This is a genomic window from Nonomuraea sp. NPDC051941 (genome assembly GCF_044593615.1).
In genome coordinates this window covers 35,702-54,838 of record NZ_JBIUCF010000027.1, presented here as the reverse complement: position 1 = coordinate 54,838, position 19,137 = coordinate 35,702, and the positions used below count along the sequence as shown (strand labels likewise).

General features: G+C 71.9%; 15 protein-coding genes. 8 read left to right on the top strand and 7 right to left on the bottom strand.

The genetic code is table 11. The features are described 5' to 3' along the window. Positions 1-11: 11 nt before the first annotated feature. On the bottom strand, positions 12-992 hold the full coding sequence (locus tag ACIHFD_RS37575; protein WP_355210397.1) for an aldo/keto reductase: 981 nt from the start codon (positions 990-992) through the stop codon (positions 12-14). Between the two features lie 154 nt (positions 993-1,146). On the opposite strand from ACIHFD_RS37575, the gene ACIHFD_RS37570 reads away from it, so the two are divergent. Together ACIHFD_RS37570 and ACIHFD_RS37565 are read left to right on the top strand one after the other, a co-directional pair. After that, the gene (locus ACIHFD_RS37570; RefSeq protein ID WP_397371032.1) at positions 1,147-1,629 is read left to right on the top strand and encodes an Lrp/AsnC family transcriptional regulator; all 483 of its coding nucleotides are present in this window, start codon (positions 1,147-1,149) and stop codon (positions 1,627-1,629) included. A gap of 91 nt (positions 1,630-1,720) precedes the next feature. Then, a complete protein-coding gene (locus tag ACIHFD_RS37565; RefSeq protein WP_397371031.1) occupies positions 1,721-3,259 on the top strand; it encodes an alpha/beta fold hydrolase in 1,539 nt (512 codons plus the stop codon). A gap of 103 nt (positions 3,260-3,362) precedes the next feature. Here the strand turns inward: ACIHFD_RS37565 and ACIHFD_RS37560 are convergent, their stop codons facing one another. Beyond that, positions 3,363-6,050, bottom strand: a complete 2,688-nt coding sequence (locus ACIHFD_RS37560; protein ID WP_397371030.1) for an ATP-binding protein — start codon at positions 6,048-6,050, stop codon at positions 3,363-3,365. Positions 6,051-6,477: 427 nt separating this feature from the next. After that, positions 6,478-7,059, bottom strand: coding sequence for a TetR/AcrR family transcriptional regulator (locus ACIHFD_RS37555; protein ID WP_397371029.1), 582 nt, complete (start codon positions 7,057-7,059; stop codon positions 6,478-6,480). 99 nt (positions 7,060-7,158) lie between these two features. On the opposite strand from ACIHFD_RS37555, the gene ACIHFD_RS37550 reads away from it, so the two are divergent. Then, positions 7,159-8,352, top strand: coding sequence for an MFS transporter (locus ACIHFD_RS37550; RefSeq protein WP_397371028.1), 1,194 nt, complete (start codon positions 7,159-7,161; stop codon positions 8,350-8,352). Positions 8,353-8,421: 69 nt separating this feature from the next. Here ACIHFD_RS37550 and ACIHFD_RS37545 read toward each other — a convergent pair whose 3' ends face one another. From ACIHFD_RS37545 to ACIHFD_RS37535, 3 genes are all read right to left on the bottom strand, one after another. After that, on the bottom strand, positions 8,422-9,357 hold the full coding sequence (locus ACIHFD_RS37545) for a DUF5829 family protein (protein ID WP_397371027.1): 936 nt from the start codon (positions 9,355-9,357) through the stop codon (positions 8,422-8,424). Between the two features lie 170 nt (positions 9,358-9,527). Next, positions 9,528-10,544 carry a hypothetical protein gene (locus ACIHFD_RS37540; protein WP_397371026.1) on the bottom strand — a complete coding sequence of 339 codons (1,017 nt, stop codon included), beginning with the start codon at positions 10,542-10,544 and terminating at the stop codon, positions 9,528-9,530. A 63-nt stretch (positions 10,545-10,607) separates the two neighbouring features. Next, positions 10,608-11,783 (bottom strand): ROK family protein, encoded by a 1,176-nt coding sequence (locus ACIHFD_RS37535; RefSeq protein WP_397371025.1) that lies wholly within the window; start codon positions 11,781-11,783, stop codon positions 10,608-10,610. A 74-nt stretch (positions 11,784-11,857) separates the two neighbouring features. Between ACIHFD_RS37535 and ACIHFD_RS37530 the strand changes: the two genes are divergently transcribed. Together ACIHFD_RS37530 and ACIHFD_RS37525 are read left to right on the top strand one after the other, a co-directional pair. After that, the gene (locus ACIHFD_RS37530; RefSeq protein WP_397371024.1) at positions 11,858-12,184 is read left to right on the top strand and encodes a DUF5713 family protein; all 327 of its coding nucleotides are present in this window, start codon (positions 11,858-11,860) and stop codon (positions 12,182-12,184) included. Positions 12,185-12,327: 143 nt separating this feature from the next. Then, the gene (locus tag ACIHFD_RS37525) at positions 12,328-12,966 is read left to right on the top strand and encodes a hemerythrin domain-containing protein (RefSeq protein ID WP_397371023.1); all 639 of its coding nucleotides are present in this window, start codon (positions 12,328-12,330) and stop codon (positions 12,964-12,966) included. On the opposite strand, the gene ACIHFD_RS37520 is transcribed toward ACIHFD_RS37525, so the two are convergent. Continuing rightward, positions 12,954-16,184, bottom strand: a complete 3,231-nt coding sequence (locus tag ACIHFD_RS37520) for a BTAD domain-containing putative transcriptional regulator (protein ID WP_397371022.1) — start codon at positions 16,182-16,184, stop codon at positions 12,954-12,956. The two genes, ACIHFD_RS37525 and ACIHFD_RS37520, sit on opposite strands and share 13 nt — an antisense overlap. A gap of 310 nt (positions 16,185-16,494) precedes the next feature. On the opposite strand from ACIHFD_RS37520, the gene ACIHFD_RS37515 reads away from it, so the two are divergent. The 3 genes from ACIHFD_RS37515 (at position 16,495) to ACIHFD_RS37505 (ending at position 19,101) form a co-directional block, all read left to right on the top strand. Then, complete coding sequence (locus ACIHFD_RS37515) at positions 16,495-17,040, top strand: hypothetical protein (protein ID WP_397371021.1); 546 nt, start codon at positions 16,495-16,497, stop codon at positions 17,038-17,040. Positions 17,041-17,104: 64 nt separating this feature from the next. Beyond that, positions 17,105-17,776 (top strand): response regulator transcription factor, encoded by a 672-nt coding sequence (locus ACIHFD_RS37510; protein WP_192791537.1) that lies wholly within the window; start codon positions 17,105-17,107, stop codon positions 17,774-17,776. Further along, positions 17,773-19,101, top strand: coding sequence for a sensor histidine kinase (locus ACIHFD_RS37505; RefSeq protein ID WP_397371020.1), 1,329 nt, complete (start codon positions 17,773-17,775; stop codon positions 19,099-19,101). The genes ACIHFD_RS37510 and ACIHFD_RS37505 overlap by 4 nt, the downstream gene beginning before the upstream one ends. Positions 19,102-19,137 lie beyond the last annotated feature (36 nt).

Here is a 19,137-nt window from a genome sequence, read left to right as displayed (position 1 = left end):
GCGACCGGCTTTCAGGAGTGCCCGATGATTCGATGTGGCCGGTACGGGGCCTCCAGGCGGGCCGCCTCCTCTTCGCTCAGGGACACCTCCACCGCCGCGATGGCATCGTCCAGATGACCCACCTTGCTCGCCCCGACGATCGGCGCGCTCACACCAGGTCTCCCGAGCAGCCATGCGAGCGCAAGCTGCGCCGGAGGCAGTCCTCGTTCGTCGGCGACCGCGCGCAACACGTCGACGACGTCGAAGTCCGCGTCCTCGTACATGCTGTCGGCCAGCGGGTCGCTGCCGGATCGGACCGTGCGCCGCCGGCCGTCGCGGTGGCGGCTCCCGGTGAGCAGTCCGCGTGCCAGCGGGCTCCATGGGATGGCGCCCACTCCCTGGTCCAGGCAGAGCGGGAGCATCTCTCGCTCCTCCTCCCGGTACACGAGGTTGTAGTGGTTCTGCATCGACGCGAATTTGGTCCAGCCGGCCGCCTGAGCGGTGTGCTGCGCCTTGGCGAACTGCCAGGCGTACATGCTGGAGGCGCCGATGTAACGCGCCTTGCCGGCCCGCACCACGTCGTGCAGGGCCTCCATGGTCTCCTCGATCGGCGTCTCGTCGTCCCAGCGGTGGATCTGGTACAGATCGACGTAGTCGGTTCCGAGCCTGGTCAGCGAGGCGTCGATGGCGGACAGCACGTGCTTGCGGGACAGCCCTCGGTCGTTCGGGCCCGGCCCTGTCGGGAAGTAGACCTTCGTGGCGAGAACGTAGTCGTCGCGGCGGGCGAAGAGCTTGCCGAGCAGCCGCCCGGTGATCTCCTCGCTCACGCCGTCGGAGTACATGTCGGCGGTGTCGAAGAACGTCACACCGGCCTCGACCGCGCGCCGCACGATCGGCTCGGCCGCGTCCTCGCGCAGCATCCACTCCCGAGAACCCGGATCGCCGTACGTCATCATGCCCAGGCAGATCCGGGAGACCTGCAGTCCTGACGAGCCCAGCTTCACGTATTGCATGTCGTCTTACCTTCCTGTGAGAGCGCGGTCTTCACCGGAGGCCGAAAGTTCCCGACGGAGCGGCGAACACGCAGGCGACCAGCATGGCGGCCGGCCGGCCCGTCGATGCCGGGCGGCATGACCCCTATCGTCGGCCAGCCCGTAATTTAGGAGAATGGCGAATCGAAAGATCAGACCCGAGCGGGCATACGAATCCAAGGGGATCGACGCCCTCGACCTTCGTATCCTCGCCGAGCTGCAGGTCGACGCCAGAGTGAGCTTCGCCGAGCTGGGCCGCCGGGTCGCCCTGTCGGCCCCCGCGGTGGCCGACAGGGTGCAGCGGCTGGAGGAGACCGGAGTGATCACCGGCTATCACGCCGAGGTCGACCCGCGGGCCCTGGGCTTTCCGGTCACCGTGATGGTTCGCATCCGCCCGGCGCTCCGGGAACTGCACCGCATCTCCAAGATCGCCCAGGAAGTTCCCCAGATCGTCGAGTGTTACCGGATGACGGGCGACGACTGCTTCTACTTCACGATGCACCTGCGGGCGGTCGACGAGCTCGAACCGATCCTCGACCTGTTCACCCCGTACGGTCACACGACCACGTCTCTCATCCACACCGCGCCCGTACCACGCCGCCCCCTGCCCCTGGAGTGATGCTCGGGCTCCCGAATCCAGTGGAGCGTTGATCGGCGACCGTCCTCACGGAAACGGTGACGAAACAGCTCCTGCTCTATTACTGGCCCCCATGACGTACCGAACTTCACTGGCGGCGCTGGCCCTGGCGCTGGCTGGGTTGGTGGCGCATCCTTCCGCGGCGAGCGCCACCTCGAACCCCGTGTCTTCCGTGCAGTGGAAATCCTGTCCGGCCTACTCCGATGAGGTGATCCGCGGCCTGGGCGTGGCGGAGGACAAGGTCGCGGCCTTCCGCTCCTTGATGAAGCGCCTGGAGTGCGGGACGGTCAGCGTCCCGCTGAACCACCGTGACCCCGGCGGGCGAAAGATCGACATCGCGGTGACCCGGCTGGCCGCCACGGACGAGGCCCACCGGCTCGGCGCCGTCGCCGTCCTGCCGGGCGGGCCGGGCAACAGCGGATACCTGGACCCGGTACTGCGGGCCGCGCTCAGGAACGAGGAGATGGCCGGGCTCAACGAGCGGTACGACATCATCGGCTTCGACCCGCGCGGCGTCGGGTACAGCACCAAGGTCGCCTGCCCCCTCTCACCGCAGGGCCCGCAGGAGCCCGGCGCGCTGACCAAGGAGACGGCCAGGAAGATCTACGACGCCCAGGTCGCCTCCAACGAGAAGTGCGGACGCTCCGACCCCGCCTTCCTCGGACAGCTCACCACCGAGAACGTGGCCAAGGACCTGGATCTGGTACGGACCGCGCTGGGCGAGCGCAGCCTCAACCTGCTCGGCTTCTCCTGGGGCACCTACCTGGGCATGGTGTACCGCAGCCTGTATCCCGGGCACACCGGCCGGGCCTTCCTGGACAGCGTGGCGCCGCCGTGGACCCGTATCGACGAGCACGCCAAGGGCGCCGCGGAGGCGGCCGAGCGTAACTTCGGGCGCATGGCCGCCTGGCTGGCCCGCCGCGACGGGACCTACGGTCTCGGTGCCACCGCTCGGCAGGTGCGCGAGGAGGTGGCGAAGCTGGTCCGCGCGTACGACAAGAGCCCCAAGACCTACACCGACCTGCAGCGGCCCGTCGACGGTTCGGCCGTCGCCGACCTGGCCAGGCGCAACTCGACCGAGTGGGTACGCGCGGGCAAGGCGCTGGCCGAGCTGCGGACGGCGACGGGCGCCACCGCCCCGGCCACCGTCAAGGAGCTGCTCGGCGCGCCGATGATGGGGCCGTCCGTTCCCGGCGCGCCCGAAACGCTGAACATGACCATGAACTTGGCCGTCGCGTGCAACGAGGACAGCAGCCGGGCCGGTTTCGACACCGCCTGGCGTGAGTACCAGCAGCTCGTGAAGCGCCATCCGGCGACCGGCCGGGCCTGGGGAGTGCCTGCCATGTGTCCCGGCTGGCCGCTGCCGGTGCAGCAGGCCACGTTGAAGCGGGGCAGCGGGTCGCTGGTGCTGGCGGGGCACCTGCACGAGTTCATGTCCGCCTACGACTGGACGCTGCAGACGCAGCGCGCCATCGGCGGCACCGTCTACACGGTCGCCGACGACGTGCACGTGTCAACCACGCGGGTGCCCAAGTGCGCCGCCGACGTGGTGCGGTACTTCGAGACGGGCCGGATCGGCAGAGGTTGCGAGGGCAGCCCGATCCCGAGCTGACCACCGCTCCCCCGGCCCGGCCGCAGCCGGTTTGCGGGGTGATCGGGCCGCTGCGCCTGCCGCCCTGCTCAGGGGGTCTCGCAGCGCTGGTGCTGACCCGAGCCTACGGTTTGCGGCCGGGCAGCAAACGCAGCGTGCAGGCGCGCTCGAATCGGGCGTCGATCGACGTCCACCGTTCGACCGCCTCTGCCAGCGCGTCGCGGTCGCCGTGCAGGATCCCGCGGGTACGGGCCAAGCAGGCGGCCGCCCAGTCGTTCTGTTCGGCGTACGGCATGGCGGCGGCGAGCCGTTCGGCCGCCGCCGGCAAGCCGGCGACGACCGCCAGCTCGGCTCCGGCGGAGCGCGCGTAGGCCTCGTACCAGCGCACGGCGAAGGGGGCGAACGCGCGCTCGACCAGTGCGGCGGCCTGATGGTAGGCGCGGGTGTGGACGGCGACCCTGGCGTCGACGAAGGCGGCGAAGGGGGCCAGGACCGGCGAGGAGGCCGCGTCCTCCATCCTGGCCATCTCCAGCGCGCGCGAGCGCCAGAGGTCGAACTCGCCGGTGCCTGCCAGCCCGTGGGCGAGCGCCGCGGCGGAGATCGCGGTCGACATCCAGGCGCTGCGCGGGCTGCCTGCCTGATGCCAGGCCTCCCACATGGCGGGCGCCTGCTGGAAGACCTCCGGGAAACGACCGCTCAGGGCGAGCGGTCGGATGGTCTTGGGGATGGACAGGTAAGGGTGTTCGCCGATGGGGTCCTCGCGCTGCGCGCGGTCGGCGACGGCGAGCGCGGCCGGCAGGTCGCCGACGCACAGCTCCGCCCGCGCGGCGGAGTGGAAGGTGTCGACGATCTCGGCCGCGGCGGACGGCTCGTGTGCCGGCAGGTGCTCGATGAGCGTGAGCCGCTCCCGGCAGATCCGCTGGACGGCGCGCATCCGGCCGGCCCGCGCGTACGCGCGCGTGAGCACGTCCAGCGCGCTCAGGAGGACGATGACGTCGCCGCACTCACGGGCGGCCTCGACGGCGGAACGGGCGAATTCGAGGCCGTCCTGGTCCCAGGCCCGCGCGATCGCCACCAGCGCCGCGGTGCGCGAATCGGCAGCGGCGGTGCCGACGGTCGCCTTGTCGATCAGCGCCGGCAGGTGTTCGGACATCGGGTCGCGGTCGTGCGCGCCTCTGTAGCGGTGGGTGACCACGAGGGCGGAGGAGAGCGTGGCGGCGCGCAGCCCGGCGGCTTCAGCCTGGTCGGTCTGGTCGGCGGGTTCAACCTGGTCGGCGGCGCGCATCAGCAGGCGGAAGGCCAGTGGACCGTCGGCGATCGAGACGGCCGTGGCGGCCGCGCTCAGGAGGTCCTGGTGACCGTCCGCGGCGTCGCGGGCCCGGTCGGCGGCGGCCAGGTAGTGGCCGATCGCCTCCCGATGGAAGCGCCGGGCGAACGTCAGATGCGCCAGCGACCTGGCCAGGCCATGAGCCTGCCGGTCCGGTACGGCGGGCGTGTCGGCAAGCGTGGCCCGCAGATCGTCGGTCACCAGGTCGAACTGCGGTGCCCAGTTGCCGTCGAGCCGTGATTCCAGCGTCGAGGCCGTGCCCGCGGCCCAGCGCAGACGGAGCTGGAGCGTCTCCTCGGTCTCGCCACTGTCCGCGAGCCGGTCGGCGGCGAAGGCTCTGATGGTCTCCAGCAGCCGCCACCGGCCACCGCCCACCACCCCGAGCAGGCTCTTGTCGGCCAGCCGGCCGATGACGTCGGCCGTCGCGCTGGGCGGCGTGTCCGGCATGAGCGCCGTGGCCGCCGCCAGGTCGAACCCGCCCGCGAACACCGCCAGGCGGCGCAGCAGCGCGCGTTCCTCCTCTTCCAGCAGGTCGTAGCTCCAGCCGATGACCGCGCGCAACGAGCGGTGCCGGGGCGGCCTGCCGCGCGCGCCCGACAGCAGCCGAAGCCGGTCCTGCAGCCCCACCCGCAGGGCGTCGATGCCCAGTACGGCGACCCGCGAGGCGGCCAGCTCGATCGCCAGCGGCAGCCCGTCGAGCCGGGCGCACACCTCGGCGATGACCGCGGGCTCCGCGGCGAACCCTGGATCGATCGCGCGTGCCCGGTCCAGGAACAGCGTCTCGGCCTCCCCCGCCAGCGGCGGCACCGTGATGACCCGCTCGCCGGGCAGGCCCGGCCGCTCCCTGCTCGCGATCAGTATCCCCGCCTGGGGGCAGTCCGAGCGCAGTCTCTCCACCAGGTCGCCGACCTCGTCCAGCAGGTGCTCGCAGTTGTCGAGGACCAGCAGCGACCGTCCCAGCGCGAGCCGTTCGGCGACCACGCTTTCCAGCGGCTGGGGAGGGCGCTCGGCCAGGCCCAGCGCGTCAGCCACGGTCCGCAGGACGAACCCCTCGCCGACCGGGGTCAGATCGATGAACGCCCCGCCGGCGGGGAACGACGCCGAGGCCGCCTGCGCCAGCACGGCGGCCAGCCGGGTCTTGCCGACACCGCCGGGCCCCACCAGGCAGACCGGCGCGGCGTCTGTCAACGCCGCCAGCGCCCCCTGCCGCTCCTGCCGGCGTCCGATAAAGGACGTGTGGCTGACCGGGATCCCCTCAACGTGCCCCGGCCTGGCCGAAGGGGACGGCTGATGCCCGCTCAGGGCCACCAGGGCCGCCCTGTTGGCCACGCCGTACTTGCGCAGCAGCGAGGAGACGTGACTTTCCACGGTACGGACCGAGATCTGCAGCCGGTGCGCGATCCGCGCGTTCGTCAGGTGCTCGGCCAAGCCCGCCAGCACCTCGGCCTCGCGGGGCGAGACCTCCCGCGGCTCGCCAGGGACCATACGGCCCATTGTGGCGTAGGTGCTTCTCAGCGGCGAATCAGTGTCGACTCCGTAGTAGTCGGGTGATCTTCACGGATGTCCTGGTACGGCCTGTCGGGTCAGAGTTGCCGGCAACAGCGGGAAGCCCCAGGAAACAGAGGGATGTCGATGAGGAAGATCGTTGCGGAGTTCGAGGACGACGGCGACCGGCTGACCTGCACGCTCCTGGCCTCGCACAGCTACCGGACCGGCACCGTCTCGGCCACGTACGCGGTGGCCGGATGACCCGCAGGCCCACATTTCGGCCGCCGGGCAGGCGGTCGGGCGCGATCCTGGACGGCATGGGCGCGTGAGCAGCAGCACCAGCACGACCGCGCGGCGCCCGGGAATCCCAGGGCGGCCGTGCCGCTGCCAGGTGGGTTTCCGGCGATGGCGGGCGGTATGCGAGTCAGATCGCGGATGTCGCGAGCGTTTTGATCGTGAAGTCGATGGCCGTGGCGAGCCGTTGGGGGTCATGTCCGGCGCGTTCGCGTACTCGCAGTCCGAGCACCGTCGTGAACAGCACCTCCACCGCGGCGTCGACGTCCAATGCGGCGGGCAGGTCGCCGTCGCGGATGCCGCGGCGCAGCAGCGACGCCAGGGTTTTCCGGGTGACGTCGAACGCGGCCTCGGTCCTTTGCCGGACCTCGGCGTCGGTGGTGCCGAGTTCGGCAGCCGTGTTGACCACGAAGCAACCGAGTCCGGCCTCGTGGCTGATCATCCAGATCAGCCACTCCCGCAGGACCTCGAGGCTGGGACCGGGGGCGGTGAGCTGCTCTTCGGCTTGGGTGGACTCGGTCGCCCGATAGTGGTCCAGCGTCCGCAAGAACAGCGTGTGCTTGTCGTCGAAGGTCCGATACAGGCTGCTCTGCTTGAGGCCGAGCTCGGAGCCCAGGTCGCGGACCGACGTGGCATGGTAGCCACGACGCCAGAACAGGCGGGTCGCCTTGGCGACCACGTCCTGCTCGTCGAACTCCCTCGGCCGTGCCATGGCCGCCACTCTACCAACGTTGTGGAGCGATCGCTCCCGTATTAGGGTGTGTCGTCGCATGGGAGCGATCGCTCCCAAATGAGAGAGGAGAGATACGACGTGACGGCAACGCACCCCACGACGACCGGGCGGGACCCGTCGGCGAGGAATCATTGGATCGCGGTGTCCGCCGTGGCTTTCGGCACATTTCTCCTGGTGACGGCCGAGCAGCTCCCCATCGGGCTGCTCACCCCCGTCGGATCGGCGCTGTCGGTGTCCGAGGGCGCGGCAGGGTTGATGGTCACCGTCCCCAGCATCGTCGCCGCCGTCGCGGCGCCGGTCGTGCCGGTGCTCGTCGGCAGGCTGGATCGCAGGCTCCTGCTCGTCGCCTTGATGGGGCTCATGACGCTCGCCAACCTGGCCTCCGCCCTGGCCCCGGACTATCCGCTCCTGATCGCCGCCCGCGTGCTGGTCGGGGTGGCGATCGGCGGGTTCTGGGCCATCGCCGGCGGTCTGGCCGTACGGCTCGTCGCGGCCTCGCACGTACCGCGGGCCACTGCGATCATCTTCGGTGGCGTCGGGGCCGCGAACGTGTTCGGCGTCCCCATCGGCACGATGATCGGCGGGCTGGCGAGCTGGCGGATCGCGTTCGGCGCGCTGAGCGCCCTCGCGCTCGCCGTGCTGGTCGCGTTGCTGGCCGTGCTGCCACCGTTGACCGCCGCTCAGCCCGTCGGCCTGCGGCGGCTGGCCGGTCAGTTCCGCAACCAGGGCGTCCGGGTCGGCATCCTGGCGACGTTCCTGATCGTGACCGGCCATTTTTCGGCCTACACGTTCATCGGTCCCGTGCTGCGGGACCTGTCCGGCATTGACGAGCAGCTCGTCGGGCCGCTGCTGTTCGGATTCGGCGTGGCGGGCATCGTGGGGAACTTCGTCGCGGGCGCCGTCGTGGCGAAACGGCTCCATCGCACGGTCCTCGTCATCGCCGTCACCCTGGGGGTGACCATGCTGCTCTTCCCCGTGGCAGGGCTCACCGGTGCGGGCGGGGTGACGCTGCTCGTCGTCTGGGGCCTGGTGTACGGCGGGGTCTCCACGAGCCTCCAGACGTGGATGATCAAGGTCGCGCCGCAGGCGGTCGAGGAGGCCTCCGCGCTGTGGGTGGCGGTGTTCAACCTCTCGATCGGTCTCGGCGCGCTGGCCGGCGGCGCGATCGTCGACGCCCTGCCGCTCCAGGGCATCCTGTGGCTGGCCGGCGTTCTCGTCCTGGTGGCCGGGCTGGCGGTGTGGGGCGCACGCCGGAACGAGAGCCTTGGGTGACCCGCGAAACGACGACGCCCGGTCGGCGACGATCAGCGTCGTCAGCCGGCCGGGCGCCTGGAGGAAGTGTTACTGCGGGGCGTCGAAGGTCCACTCGGCGCGGGCACCCGGGCCCACGGCGAGGGTCGAACGTCCGATCCGCTCCTCGTGCCGGGTCTCCACGGCGCGGTTGAGCGACATGGAGACCCGCTTCAGGCCCGCCTGCTCACGCGCGACGGAGTCGAGCTGGATGGTGGTGCCACCGCCGGTCGCGATGGCGCCGCCCCCGACGGTCGCGACGTCGAACCCGCCGGCTCGCAGCACCGGCAGCGCGATGGCCAGGTCCCGCGCGGTGACACCGATGCAGATGTAGGTGATGTCCCGCATCAGGCGGTCCTGGTAGGTGTCGGGCAGGTAGCGCTCCCGGCTGACGTCACCGGGGTAGCTCTCCGGCTCGGTCTGGCTGCGCGGGTCGGCGAAGTACTCGGGGAAGTACTCCATCGCCCACGGGTCGAAGGCTTCGTACTGGGCGGAGGTGGTGCGGATGGTGTCGAACCACGGGATCGGGACGCCATCGCCGAAGTCACGCGTCTGGCGGTATTCGGCCGGGTCGGAGACGCCCTGGGCCTTCAGCTGCGCGGTCACCTTGGCCAGGTCGCCGGCGCGCTCGGTCGAGACGGCCAGCCCGGCGGAGCCGAAGAGAGCGTCCTGGCCGGGCAGGTCGCCCTCGCTGAACAGCTCCATGTAGGTCTCGCGGCCCTTGAGGTAGCGGCCCTTCCAGGTCAGGCCGCCACCGGTCGTGGTCCGGACCTCGAAGTTGGCGAACTCGCGCAGGTAGGCGGAGTTCTCGACGGCGTCCGCCGTCTCGCGGTCCACCACGCTGTAGGCGTGGTTGTAGAACAGCAACTGCCCCTGGGATGACACGTGGGCTTCCTCGGCCTGGGCCGTCCCCACGCCCCCGGCGATCGCGACGGTGCAGGTCGCGGCCAGAGCAGTGATCATCCGTAATGTCCGGCGAATCAGCATGGAAGTGATCTTAAGGCGGAGATGATCACCTTCACTATCGTTTTGACAAGACCCGAACCGGATTTGTGGCGATCTTATAGTGGCTGTGTAGTGAGCCGTCCCGTCGTCCGCGCACCTGCGCGCGCGGGCCGCCCGCGCAGGTGCGCGCCGCCGATCCGTACCCGGCGTTTTCAGAACTCGATGAAGCCGTACAGCGCGAGATGGTTCGACTTCGTGCTGCTCACCGTGTGGTCGATGCTCGACGACCGCACGGTGCCCTTGACGAAGAGGTAGTCGATCTTCCTGGAACCGGAGGTCGTCTTCGCTCCGTAGCCGGTCATGCCGAAGCCGCCGAGGGTCGTGGCGGCGATGTTCGTACGATTCGCGTCGATCCCGATCACGCGGATCGTCGACGCGTTCATGAGGCTCGTGGCGTCCGCGCCGACGTGGATGCCGGAGTTCGCGATGCCCGTGTCGCCCGCGCCCGCGCAGGCGTTCGCGCCGTTCTGCTCCGGGAGGTGCATGGTCGCGGCGAAGACCGTCGTCCCGGTTTCCTTGATCGTGAACCTCGCCGCGATGGCGCTCGTGCGCTTCCATTTGTACTGGTTGGTGGTGCCGTCGTCGCTGTCCGGCGGCTTGTACAGCGTGCAACCGGCCCCGCCGGCGTACGAGGTCCCGGGCTTCAACCAGCCCGCGCTCCAGTACTTCGAGATGTCGCCCGCCGCGAGGCCCAGCGTTCGGGTGTTGTAGATGATCGCGTTGGTCTGCCGCTTCTTCAGGTCGCCGAGCGACTGCTGGCTGCACTTGTGCGTGCTGCCCCACTCCTCGGGGTTGTCCCAGGCCACGATCGCCTTGTACGTGCCCGCCGGATATCCGAACATGCCCCCGAGCTGGTCGGCGTAGGCCGTGGCCTGCCCGGTGCCGCGCACCTGCTGCACGATCAGGAGATCGGGGGCCTGTACGCCGGAGGTGCCCGTCTTGCCGTCGTCGTCGACCAGCATCGAGGCGAGGTGGTCCGGGCCCGAGACCCGCGTGCACGTGCCGTCGGCGTTGTTCCTCACCAGGTTCTCGATGTTGTTGTTGTAGACCCGTAAGACCCGATCCTCGGCGGCGGTGGGCGCCGCGTGCGCCGGTGCGATCGACGTCGTGGTGAGCGCGACGGCCGCCGCGAGTGCTAACGCGCCAGGCGCTCGATAATGGGATGACATTGTGGCAGATTAGCGATCATTCCGGGCGCTGCCCAGGTCGGCGAGCCCTCAGGCCGACGCCGTTCACAGGTCGGCGAAGAACACCCGCTCACGTGCCTGCTCCACCGCGACCAGCAGCGCGCCGCGCACCACGGGCCTGTCCAGGATCGCGCTCGCCTCCACCCGCGGCCTGGCCAGGCACATGCGCGCCACCGCCTGCTGGACGCGGCCGGCGAGTTCATCGCCTCCGGCGGAACCGACGTGGCTGCCCAGCACGACGAGTTCGGGATCGAGAACGGCACAGATGGACGCGACCCCCAACGCGATCCGCCGGGCCAGCTCATCGAGGAAGCCCGCCCCCGCCGCACTCCCCACCGCCCCCGCCACGCTGCGCTCGGCGTCCTCGGCCGCGATCCCGTGCCTCTCGGCGAGTTCCTGCACCGCCCGCCAGCCCACCAGGGACTGGAACGCGGCCCCCACCTCATGGCGGCTGCGGTCGAAGCCGCCGTCGCTCACGGCCGCCCCGGGGACGGGCATCCAGCCGAGCTCACCGGCCGCGCCCACGGTCCCCCGAAAGAGCTGATCGCCCACCATGACGGCCGAGCCAGGCCCACGTCCGATCCAGACCAGGACGAAGTTGCGTACGTCACTCGCGGCCCCCAGCGCCCGCTCCGCCATCGCGGCGAGATTGACGTCGTTGTCGATCGTGACGGGCAGCCGCAGCCTCCGGTGGAGGACTTCGCGCACGTCCCCGCACCACGCGGGCATGTCGTAGCAGAAGTGAACAAGGCTCGTACCAGGATCGATGACGGCGGGCAGACCGATCACGCACGCCCGCACCTGCGCCGGGTCGATCCGCGCGGTCCGGGTGAGGCGTTCCACGATCGCGTGCATCGCCTCGGCCGGATCCACGGCGGCCTCGGTCGGGACCGTCGTCTCGGCCAGCACCCGCCCCGTGATGTCGGCGAGCACGGCGGTCGTCGTGTCCAGGTAGACCTCGACCCCGATCACATGGCCACACGAGGGGTTGAGCCCGTAGAGGACGGCGTTGGGCCCGCGTCCGCCCTCCTGCACACCGGCCCTGACGACCACGCCGCGCTCCTCCAGGCGGGACAGGACGTGGTTGGCCGTCACCTTCGACAGCCCGGTCCTCTCGCTCACCTGCGCCCGGGTCAGCGCTCCCGACGAGCCGAGCAGCTCCAGCGCGGCTCGATCATTCAGCTCACGTAACAGACGCGGACGCCCGGGCTTTGCGTTCATGCGCTCCATACTGGCCGTTGTCGGTGGCGTCGGGCAGGATCGGCACACCGGATCACGGCGCGAAGGAGATCAAGGTGCCCATCACCGGCCACCCTTTCCTCAAGGGCATGTATGACGACGCCTACTACCCTCGCCGGCTCGTCGACAAGGGCAGGAACATCTTGCTGCGCCTGTGCGAGCGGATCGAGGCCGAGCGGCCGTCGGACCTCGCGGCGCTGTACGTCCTCACGCAGGCGGCGACGGACGAGTTCAACGAGCTGGCGGTCGAGTTCCTGGAGGCCGGCAGCCAGATGGAGACGGTGGCGCGCGAGGTGATCGCCGAGGACTTCTGGTTCGTGGCGACGGCCTCCGGGTTCGCGGACGCGGACATGGAGGAGCTGATCGCGACCCGCGACTGGTGACGTGACCGACGCGGCGGAGGGGGTTCAGGGGCTGTCCACATTGGCGCCGTACGGAGGTGATGAGTCCGCGCCAAGTCGTCGCCAAGGGAGGTCTAAGTCCGGGGGCGCACCCTGGTGGCATCCCCCGATCGAAGGAGCACCCCATGGCCCCCAACATGCTCGGATTCCGCATCACGCACCGCGCCATGCGCGGCGACGCGCGCCGCCTGGCCACGTTGATGAGCGGGCTCGCCGCCGGTGAGGAGCGGGCGGATCCGGCCCGGCTCGACGCCATCGCCACGTTCGCCACCAAGCTGTGCGCCGGCATCCACCATCACCACCAGGCCGAGGACAACGTGCTCTGGCCCGTCATCGTGCGCTCGGCCGGCGCCGAGGTGGACCTGAGCGACCTGAGCGACGACCACGCCGAGCTCGACCCGCTGCTGGAGGAGATCACCGCCGCCGCTGCCCGGCTCGGCACGGACCGGGCGGCGGCGGGCCGGATGGCCAAGGCCCTGACGACGCTCGCCGACCTCCTCGACGAGCACATCGAGGAGGAGGAGCGGCTGCTCTTCCCCGTCATCGCGAAATACGTGTCGGAGGCGGACTGGAAGTCGGTCGAGGACGAGGTGCGCAAAGGCGGGGACATCGGCTTCGACCTGCCGCGGATCGGCCAGTACGCGCGGCCGGAGGAGCTGGCCGAGCTGCGCAAACTGGCGGGGCCGGTGCTCGCGCTCCTGCTCAGGCTGCTCAACCGCGGTCACCGGCGCCGCCAGGCGCTGATCTTCGGCTACGGCAGGTGACCCCGCCTCTCACGGGCCTCCCGGGCCCAGTGGGGCGAGCCGACCAGTTCCGCGACCTCCTCCGCCCGCGCGTAGTGCGCGTCCGGATCCTGGCCCATCAGGCGCGCCAGGTCTCCGAGCAGCAGCGCGACGGGGCCTAGAGTGACGGACCCGCTGTGCATCCCGGCCAGCTCCCCGTCCCACCGCCGCAGGTTGTGGTAGCAGCGGACGGCCACCTCGACGTCCCCCAGCGCGACGGCGGTCTGCGCGCGCAGCCCCTCCCACAGCAGCCAGTAGTAGTCGAGCGACTGGGACGCCCCGGGCTGCCAGACCCGCCTGGCGGCCTCCGGCTCGCCCGCCGCCGCCAGCGCCGCCGCGTACAGCTCGGCCGTGCCGTCGTTGGGCACGTGCTCCCACAGGAAGGCGAGCTCGTCCAGCGAGTCGCGCACGTTGCCGCGGGCCAGCCGCACCACGAACCTGCCCAGTATCCCCAGCGCCTCGGCGTTCGCGCCGCCGCGCTCGGCCATCTGCCGGGAGACCCCGGTGTAGATGGCCTCCGCGGCGTCGAAGTCGCCCTCGACCAGCTTCCGCTGCGCGCCGAAGAGCGTCATGATCACCAGTGACAGGCCGAGCTGGCCGCTGGTGGAGACCGCCACGCCGCGGTCGGCGTGGCGCGCCGCGGCCGCCACGTCGTTGCGGCCCAACGCGGCCATGAGCAGCGCGCTGTGGCCCAGCGTGAGGTAGGCGACCAGCCGGTGGGTGCTCCCCAGCTCCAGCAGCTCGCCGCCGATGGCCTCCAGCTCGTCGCGCTGGTCCGGGGAGAGCACGGCGAAGTAGCGCGCGTTGAGTGCCAGGCAGAGCAGCTCGGGGCGGTCGAGCCGGCGCGCGAGCGCCACCGCCTCGGCTCCGGCGCCGTCCACCCGGACGTCGTCGTGCCCCTCCAGCGCGAAGACGAGCGCCGCCAGCAGCCGGCAGCGCGTCTCGTCGTCGGGTCCCGCGGCCAGCTCCGACCGCACCGCCGCGACGAAGTCCTCGTCGTAGCGGGAGTCCTGCTGGATTGTCCAGATCACGGGCGCGTCGTACGAGGTCAGCGCCCTGGCGACCGGCCTGCCTGCGACGCGCCCCGTGAGTGAGCGGGCCGTCTCGACGGCGGTGGTGCGGGCGGCCACGGCGCCGATGACGTCGCCCGCGTGCCCGAGCGCCGACACCAGCCCGCACAGCAGCTCCAGTCTGGTCTCGTCGTCCTCGGCGAACTCCAGCGCCGCCCGCCACAGCGCCGCCGCCTCCCGGTGCGCGTGCAGGCCGGACGCCTGTACGGCCGCCGCCCGCGCGTACCGCACCGCGCTCGGCGCCGCCGCCTCCAGCGCGTGATGGGCCAGCGCCGCCACGTCTCCGGGGCGGATCCGCTCCAGCGCCGTCACCACCCGCCCGTGCAGCCGGGTACGGCGGATCCTGGCGGTGTCCTCGTACAGCACCTGCCTGACCAGGACGTGCGTGAACCGCAGCCGGCCGGGGCCGGGCTCGGCCAGCAGCCCCGTCAGGACCCCGGCCTCCACCCCGTCGAAGACCGTGTCCTCGTCCCCGTCGTGCAGCGCGATCAGGACGTCCACGTCCGCGTCCCTGCCGATGACGGCGGCGTTGCGCAGCACGGTCTGGGCGCTGGCGGGCAGGCGGCTGATCCTGCGCCGGATGAGGTCGCGCACGCCGGGCGGTAGCGCCTCGGCGGCGGCGGGCCCCTCGGAGGCGAGCAGCCGGGCGATCTCGCAGACGAACAGGGGGTTGCCGAGCGTGCGTTCGGCGATCGTGCGCACGGTCGCCGGCCCCAGCTCGCGCTCGCAGTGGCGGGCGAGCAGCGCGGCGACGTCGGACTCGCCGAGTCCGGGCAGCTCCAGGTGCCTGCTCCCGGCGGCGAGGGCGGCCAGCGTGGCGGCCAGGTCGTCGGTCGCCTCGGCGGGCCGGTGGGTGGCCAGGACCAGCAGCTTGGCCGTGGGCTTGAGGTGGCGCAGGAGGTGCAGGGTCTCGCCGTCGGCGCGGTGCACGTCCTCCAGCACGACGACCAGCGGCGCGTTGGCCGCCAGGTAGTCGGCCACCGACCGGGCCAGCCGGAACTGGTTCTGGATCGCCACGCCGTCGTGCAGCAGGGGCGCCAGCCCGGCCGGGTCGTCCGGCGGGCGGGCGGCGGCGAGCCGGCGGACGACCTCGCTCCACGCCCACGCGGGCGGCGCGTCGCCGTCGATCTCCGGGCAGCGGCCGATGGCCACCCGCCATCCGCGCTCCCCCAGCTCCGCCGCGAACGCCTCGGCCAGCGCGCTCTTCCCCGCGCCCGGCTCGCCCCCGAGCCAGACCGTGCGCTGGGCGGCGTGCGCGGCCTCCTCCCGGAGGACGGCCAGCTCGCGCTCCCTGCCGACGAGCGCGGGCCCGGGAGCGGGCACCGGATCCTGCGCGGGTGCGGGCTCCGGGCTGGGTACGGGGTGCGCGTTCAGGGAGTCTGACTGGCGCAGGATGTCCTGTTCGAGGGCGCGTAACACCGGGCCGGGATCGACCCCCAACTCGTCGGCCAGCTGTTCCCTGGCCCGGCGCAGCACCGAGAGCGCCTCCGCCTGGCCGCCGGACCGGTAGTGGGCCAGGGCCAGCAGGCGGACGGCGTTCTCGCGCAGCGGATGCCGGTCGACGTGCCGGCGCAGCTCCGGGGCCGCCTCGGCGTGGCGGCCCAGCATGAGCGCGGCCTCGGCCCGGTACTCGACGGCGATCAGCCGCAGCTCGGCCAGCCTGGTCGCCTCCGGCACCGCCCATTCCTCGGGGAACTCCCCGTACGCGGACCCCGTCCAGAGCCCCAGCGCCTCGTCGAGCAGGTCGTACGCGGCCGCCGCCGCATCCTGCTGCAGCGCCTTCCCGGCGGCGTCGATCAGTCCGGGCAGCCGCCACGCGTCCACGTTCTCCTCGGCCAGGCGGAGCCGGTACCCGGGCGGGGCGCTCACGATCACCGTGGCCGGAGCGCGCGGCGGGCGGTCGGGCTCCAGCGCGCGGCGCAGGTTCGAGACGTAGACCTGGAGGGCGGCCAGCGCCTTGGGCGGCGGCTGGCCCTGCCAGAGGTCGTCGATGAACCGGTCGGCCGACACGACCTGGCCGCCCGCCGCCACCAGGCGCGCGAGCACGGCCCGCTGCCTGGCCGGGCCGAGGTCCACGTTGCGGCCGTGCAGACTGGCCTGGAGTGGTCCGAGGACCTGGATGTCGAGCATGGCACCCCCTGATCTACGAGTCCCCCACCCGACCCGGCGCGCTCGCGCACGACAGTGCGGGAACGGTCCACAGCCGCCAATCATGAGCTATCCACACATATTTGGGCAATCACCAACACTCCGTCATGACGTCCGCTCGGCCATCACCACCACCGACGCATTCCACCCGGCCGCGCTCACACCCATGCGCTGCCCCGCCCGCTCTAGGGCGTTTCTAAGGTTCGCCGACGGCTGGGTGAAGGTGGGCCGGGTTGGCTGGCGGCAGCCACCGGGCCGGAGAGGCCGGCCGGTCGGGAGAAGGAGACGCGACATGGACCGACGCAAGGCGGGCCTGGCCGCCGGCATGGTGCTGGTGCTGACGCTGGGCGGGTCGGGGGCGCTGGCGGCCTCGTCCCAGCGCGACCCCGCCGACGACCCGTGCGCCAAGATCGCAACGTGCACACCTGCCGGCGACCCGTGCGCCAAGGCGGCGGCGTGCACGCCTGCCGACATCGCGAAGGCCAAGGCGGCCAAGGCCGCGGAACTCGACGGCAAGTGCTCGCCTGACATGACGAAGCCCGATGTGAAGAAGCAGGACGTGAAGAAGCAGGAGCATCCCGTCGAGAACGGGATGCTGGCCAAGGCGCTGGCGGCCTCGCTGGGCGTCGGGCTCGACCGGGCGACCGCCGCCGAGGAGGAGCTGAACCTCCTCAGCCAGAAAGGCGGGATAAATCCGAAATCACCGGAGTTCGCCGCGATAGCCGAGCGCCTGGGCGTGTCGGCGGAGCGGCTGAACCAGGCGCTGGCCGACTTCAAGCGGTCCTTCGTACAGGGAGAGGACATCAGGCCGGACGCCGTCAAGACCCCGGGATCCTGACCGCCCGGCCGTCAGCAGGCGCTCAGGGGTGGGCGGTGGCGGGCACAGCGAGGAGAGTGGGATCATGCACGTCCTTGTGGCCGACGACGACGAGGCGGTGCGCCGTTCGCTGACGCGCGCGCTCGCCCGTGAGGGCTATCACGTGAGCACCGCCGCCGACGGCCTGCGCGCCCTGGAGGCGGCCGGGGGCGGGCGGCAGGACGCGGTGGTGCTGGACATCATGATGCCCGGCCTGGACGGGCTGGAGGTGTGCCGCCGCCTGCGCGCCGGTGGCGACCGCACGCCGATCCTGATGCTCACCGCCCGCGACCTGGTCGCCGACCGGGTCGCGGGGCTGGACGCCGGGGCCGACGACTACCTGGTCAAGCCGTTCGCGCTGGAGGAGCTGCGGGCCCGCCTGCGCGCGCTGCTGCGGCGCAGCGGCGCGGCCGAGGAGGTGCTGCGCTTCGCCGACCTGGAGCTGGACACCGCCGCCTGCCGGGCCGCCCGCGGCGCGCGGGTGCTCGACCTGACCAGGACCGAGTACACGCTGCTGAAGGTGTTCCTGCGCAACCCGAACCGGGTGCTGAGCCGCGGCGTGATCTTCGACGCGGTCTGGGGGTACGACTTCGGCCCGTCGTCCAACGCGCTGTGGGTCTACATCAGCTACCTGCGGGCCAAGCTGGAGGCCGGGGGCGAGCCGCGGCTGATCCAGACGGTGCGCGGGCTGGGGTACGTGCTGCGGGAGGAGCCGTGACGCTGCGGACCAGGGTCGCCCTGGCCGGGGCGGCCGTGGTGGCGGCGGCCCTGCTGATCGCCTCGCTGGTGGTCTATCCGGCGATGGCGAGCGGGCTGGGCGGCCAGCACGACGGCGAGCTGGTGCTGGCCGCCGGGCAGGCGCCCCAGCTGCTGGCCTCGTTCAAGGCCACCCGCGCGCCCCTGCCGGATTATCCGGTCTCCGTGGGCAACACGCTGCTGCAGTTCTTCCCGCCTCCCGTGAATCCGGGGCCGACCACCGGTTTCGTCCCGCTCTCCGACAGGGACACCGGGGTCGCGTGGGGCAAGTTCCCGCCGTACTTCCAGGAGGTGAGCTACGGCGGGGCGCGCTACCGCGTCTACACGGCTCCGCTGGGCCAAATCGATCAGGCGCTGGTACGCACCGCGTTCCCGCTCGACCGGGACGACGACACGCTGAACAGCCTGAAGCTCCTGCTGGGGGCGCTGATCCTGGGCGGCGCGCTGATCGCCGGGATGGGGGCGCGGCTGCTCGCCGGGCGCGTGCTGCGCCCCATCGGCCGCCTGACCGAGGTGGTCGAGCACGTCACCGCCACCCGTACGCTCACCGCGGGCGGGCTCGACGGCAGCGGGCGCGACGAGGTCGCCCGGCTGGCCCGCTCGTTCACCACGATGACCGGCGCGCTGAACGAGTCCCTGCTGGCCCAGCGGCGCCTGGTCGCCGACGCCTCGCACGAGTTGCGTACCCCGCTGACCAGCCTCATCACCAACCTCGAACTGCTGGGCGAGGGGCGCGGCACCGCCGACCCGCAGGCCCCGGCCCTGGTCCACGAGGCCCGCGCGCAGGCCGGCGAGCTGCGGGTGCTGGTCAACGACCTGGTGGAGCTGGCCAGGTACGGCGACGTCCAGATCCACACCGAGGACGTCCGCCTCGACCTGGTCGCGGAGCGCGTGATCGCCAGGGCGCGGGGCCGGGCGCCGCACGTCCGGCTGCGGGGCGAGCTGGCCGAGTGCCTGGTCCACGCCGATCCCGACGCCGTCGAACGCGCCGCCGCCAACCTGGTCGACAACGCGATCAAGTGGAGCCCGCCGGGCGGGGAGGTGCTGGTCGAGGTGACCGCGACCGGCGCGCTGTCGGTCGCCGACCAGGGGCCCGGCATCGCCGCCGAGGACCTGCCGTTCGTCTTCGACCGCTTCTACCGCGCCAAGGCGGCCCGCTCGCTGCCCGGCTCGGGGCTGGGGCTGGCCATCGTGCGCCAGATCGCCGAGGCACACGGCGGCGCGGTCCGCGCCGAGCCCCTCACCCGGGGCGTCCGCCTCGTCCTGTCCCTCCCCCTCGCCACCTGATCACCCGCCCGCCCTGAAGGAACGCCCGGCCATGGG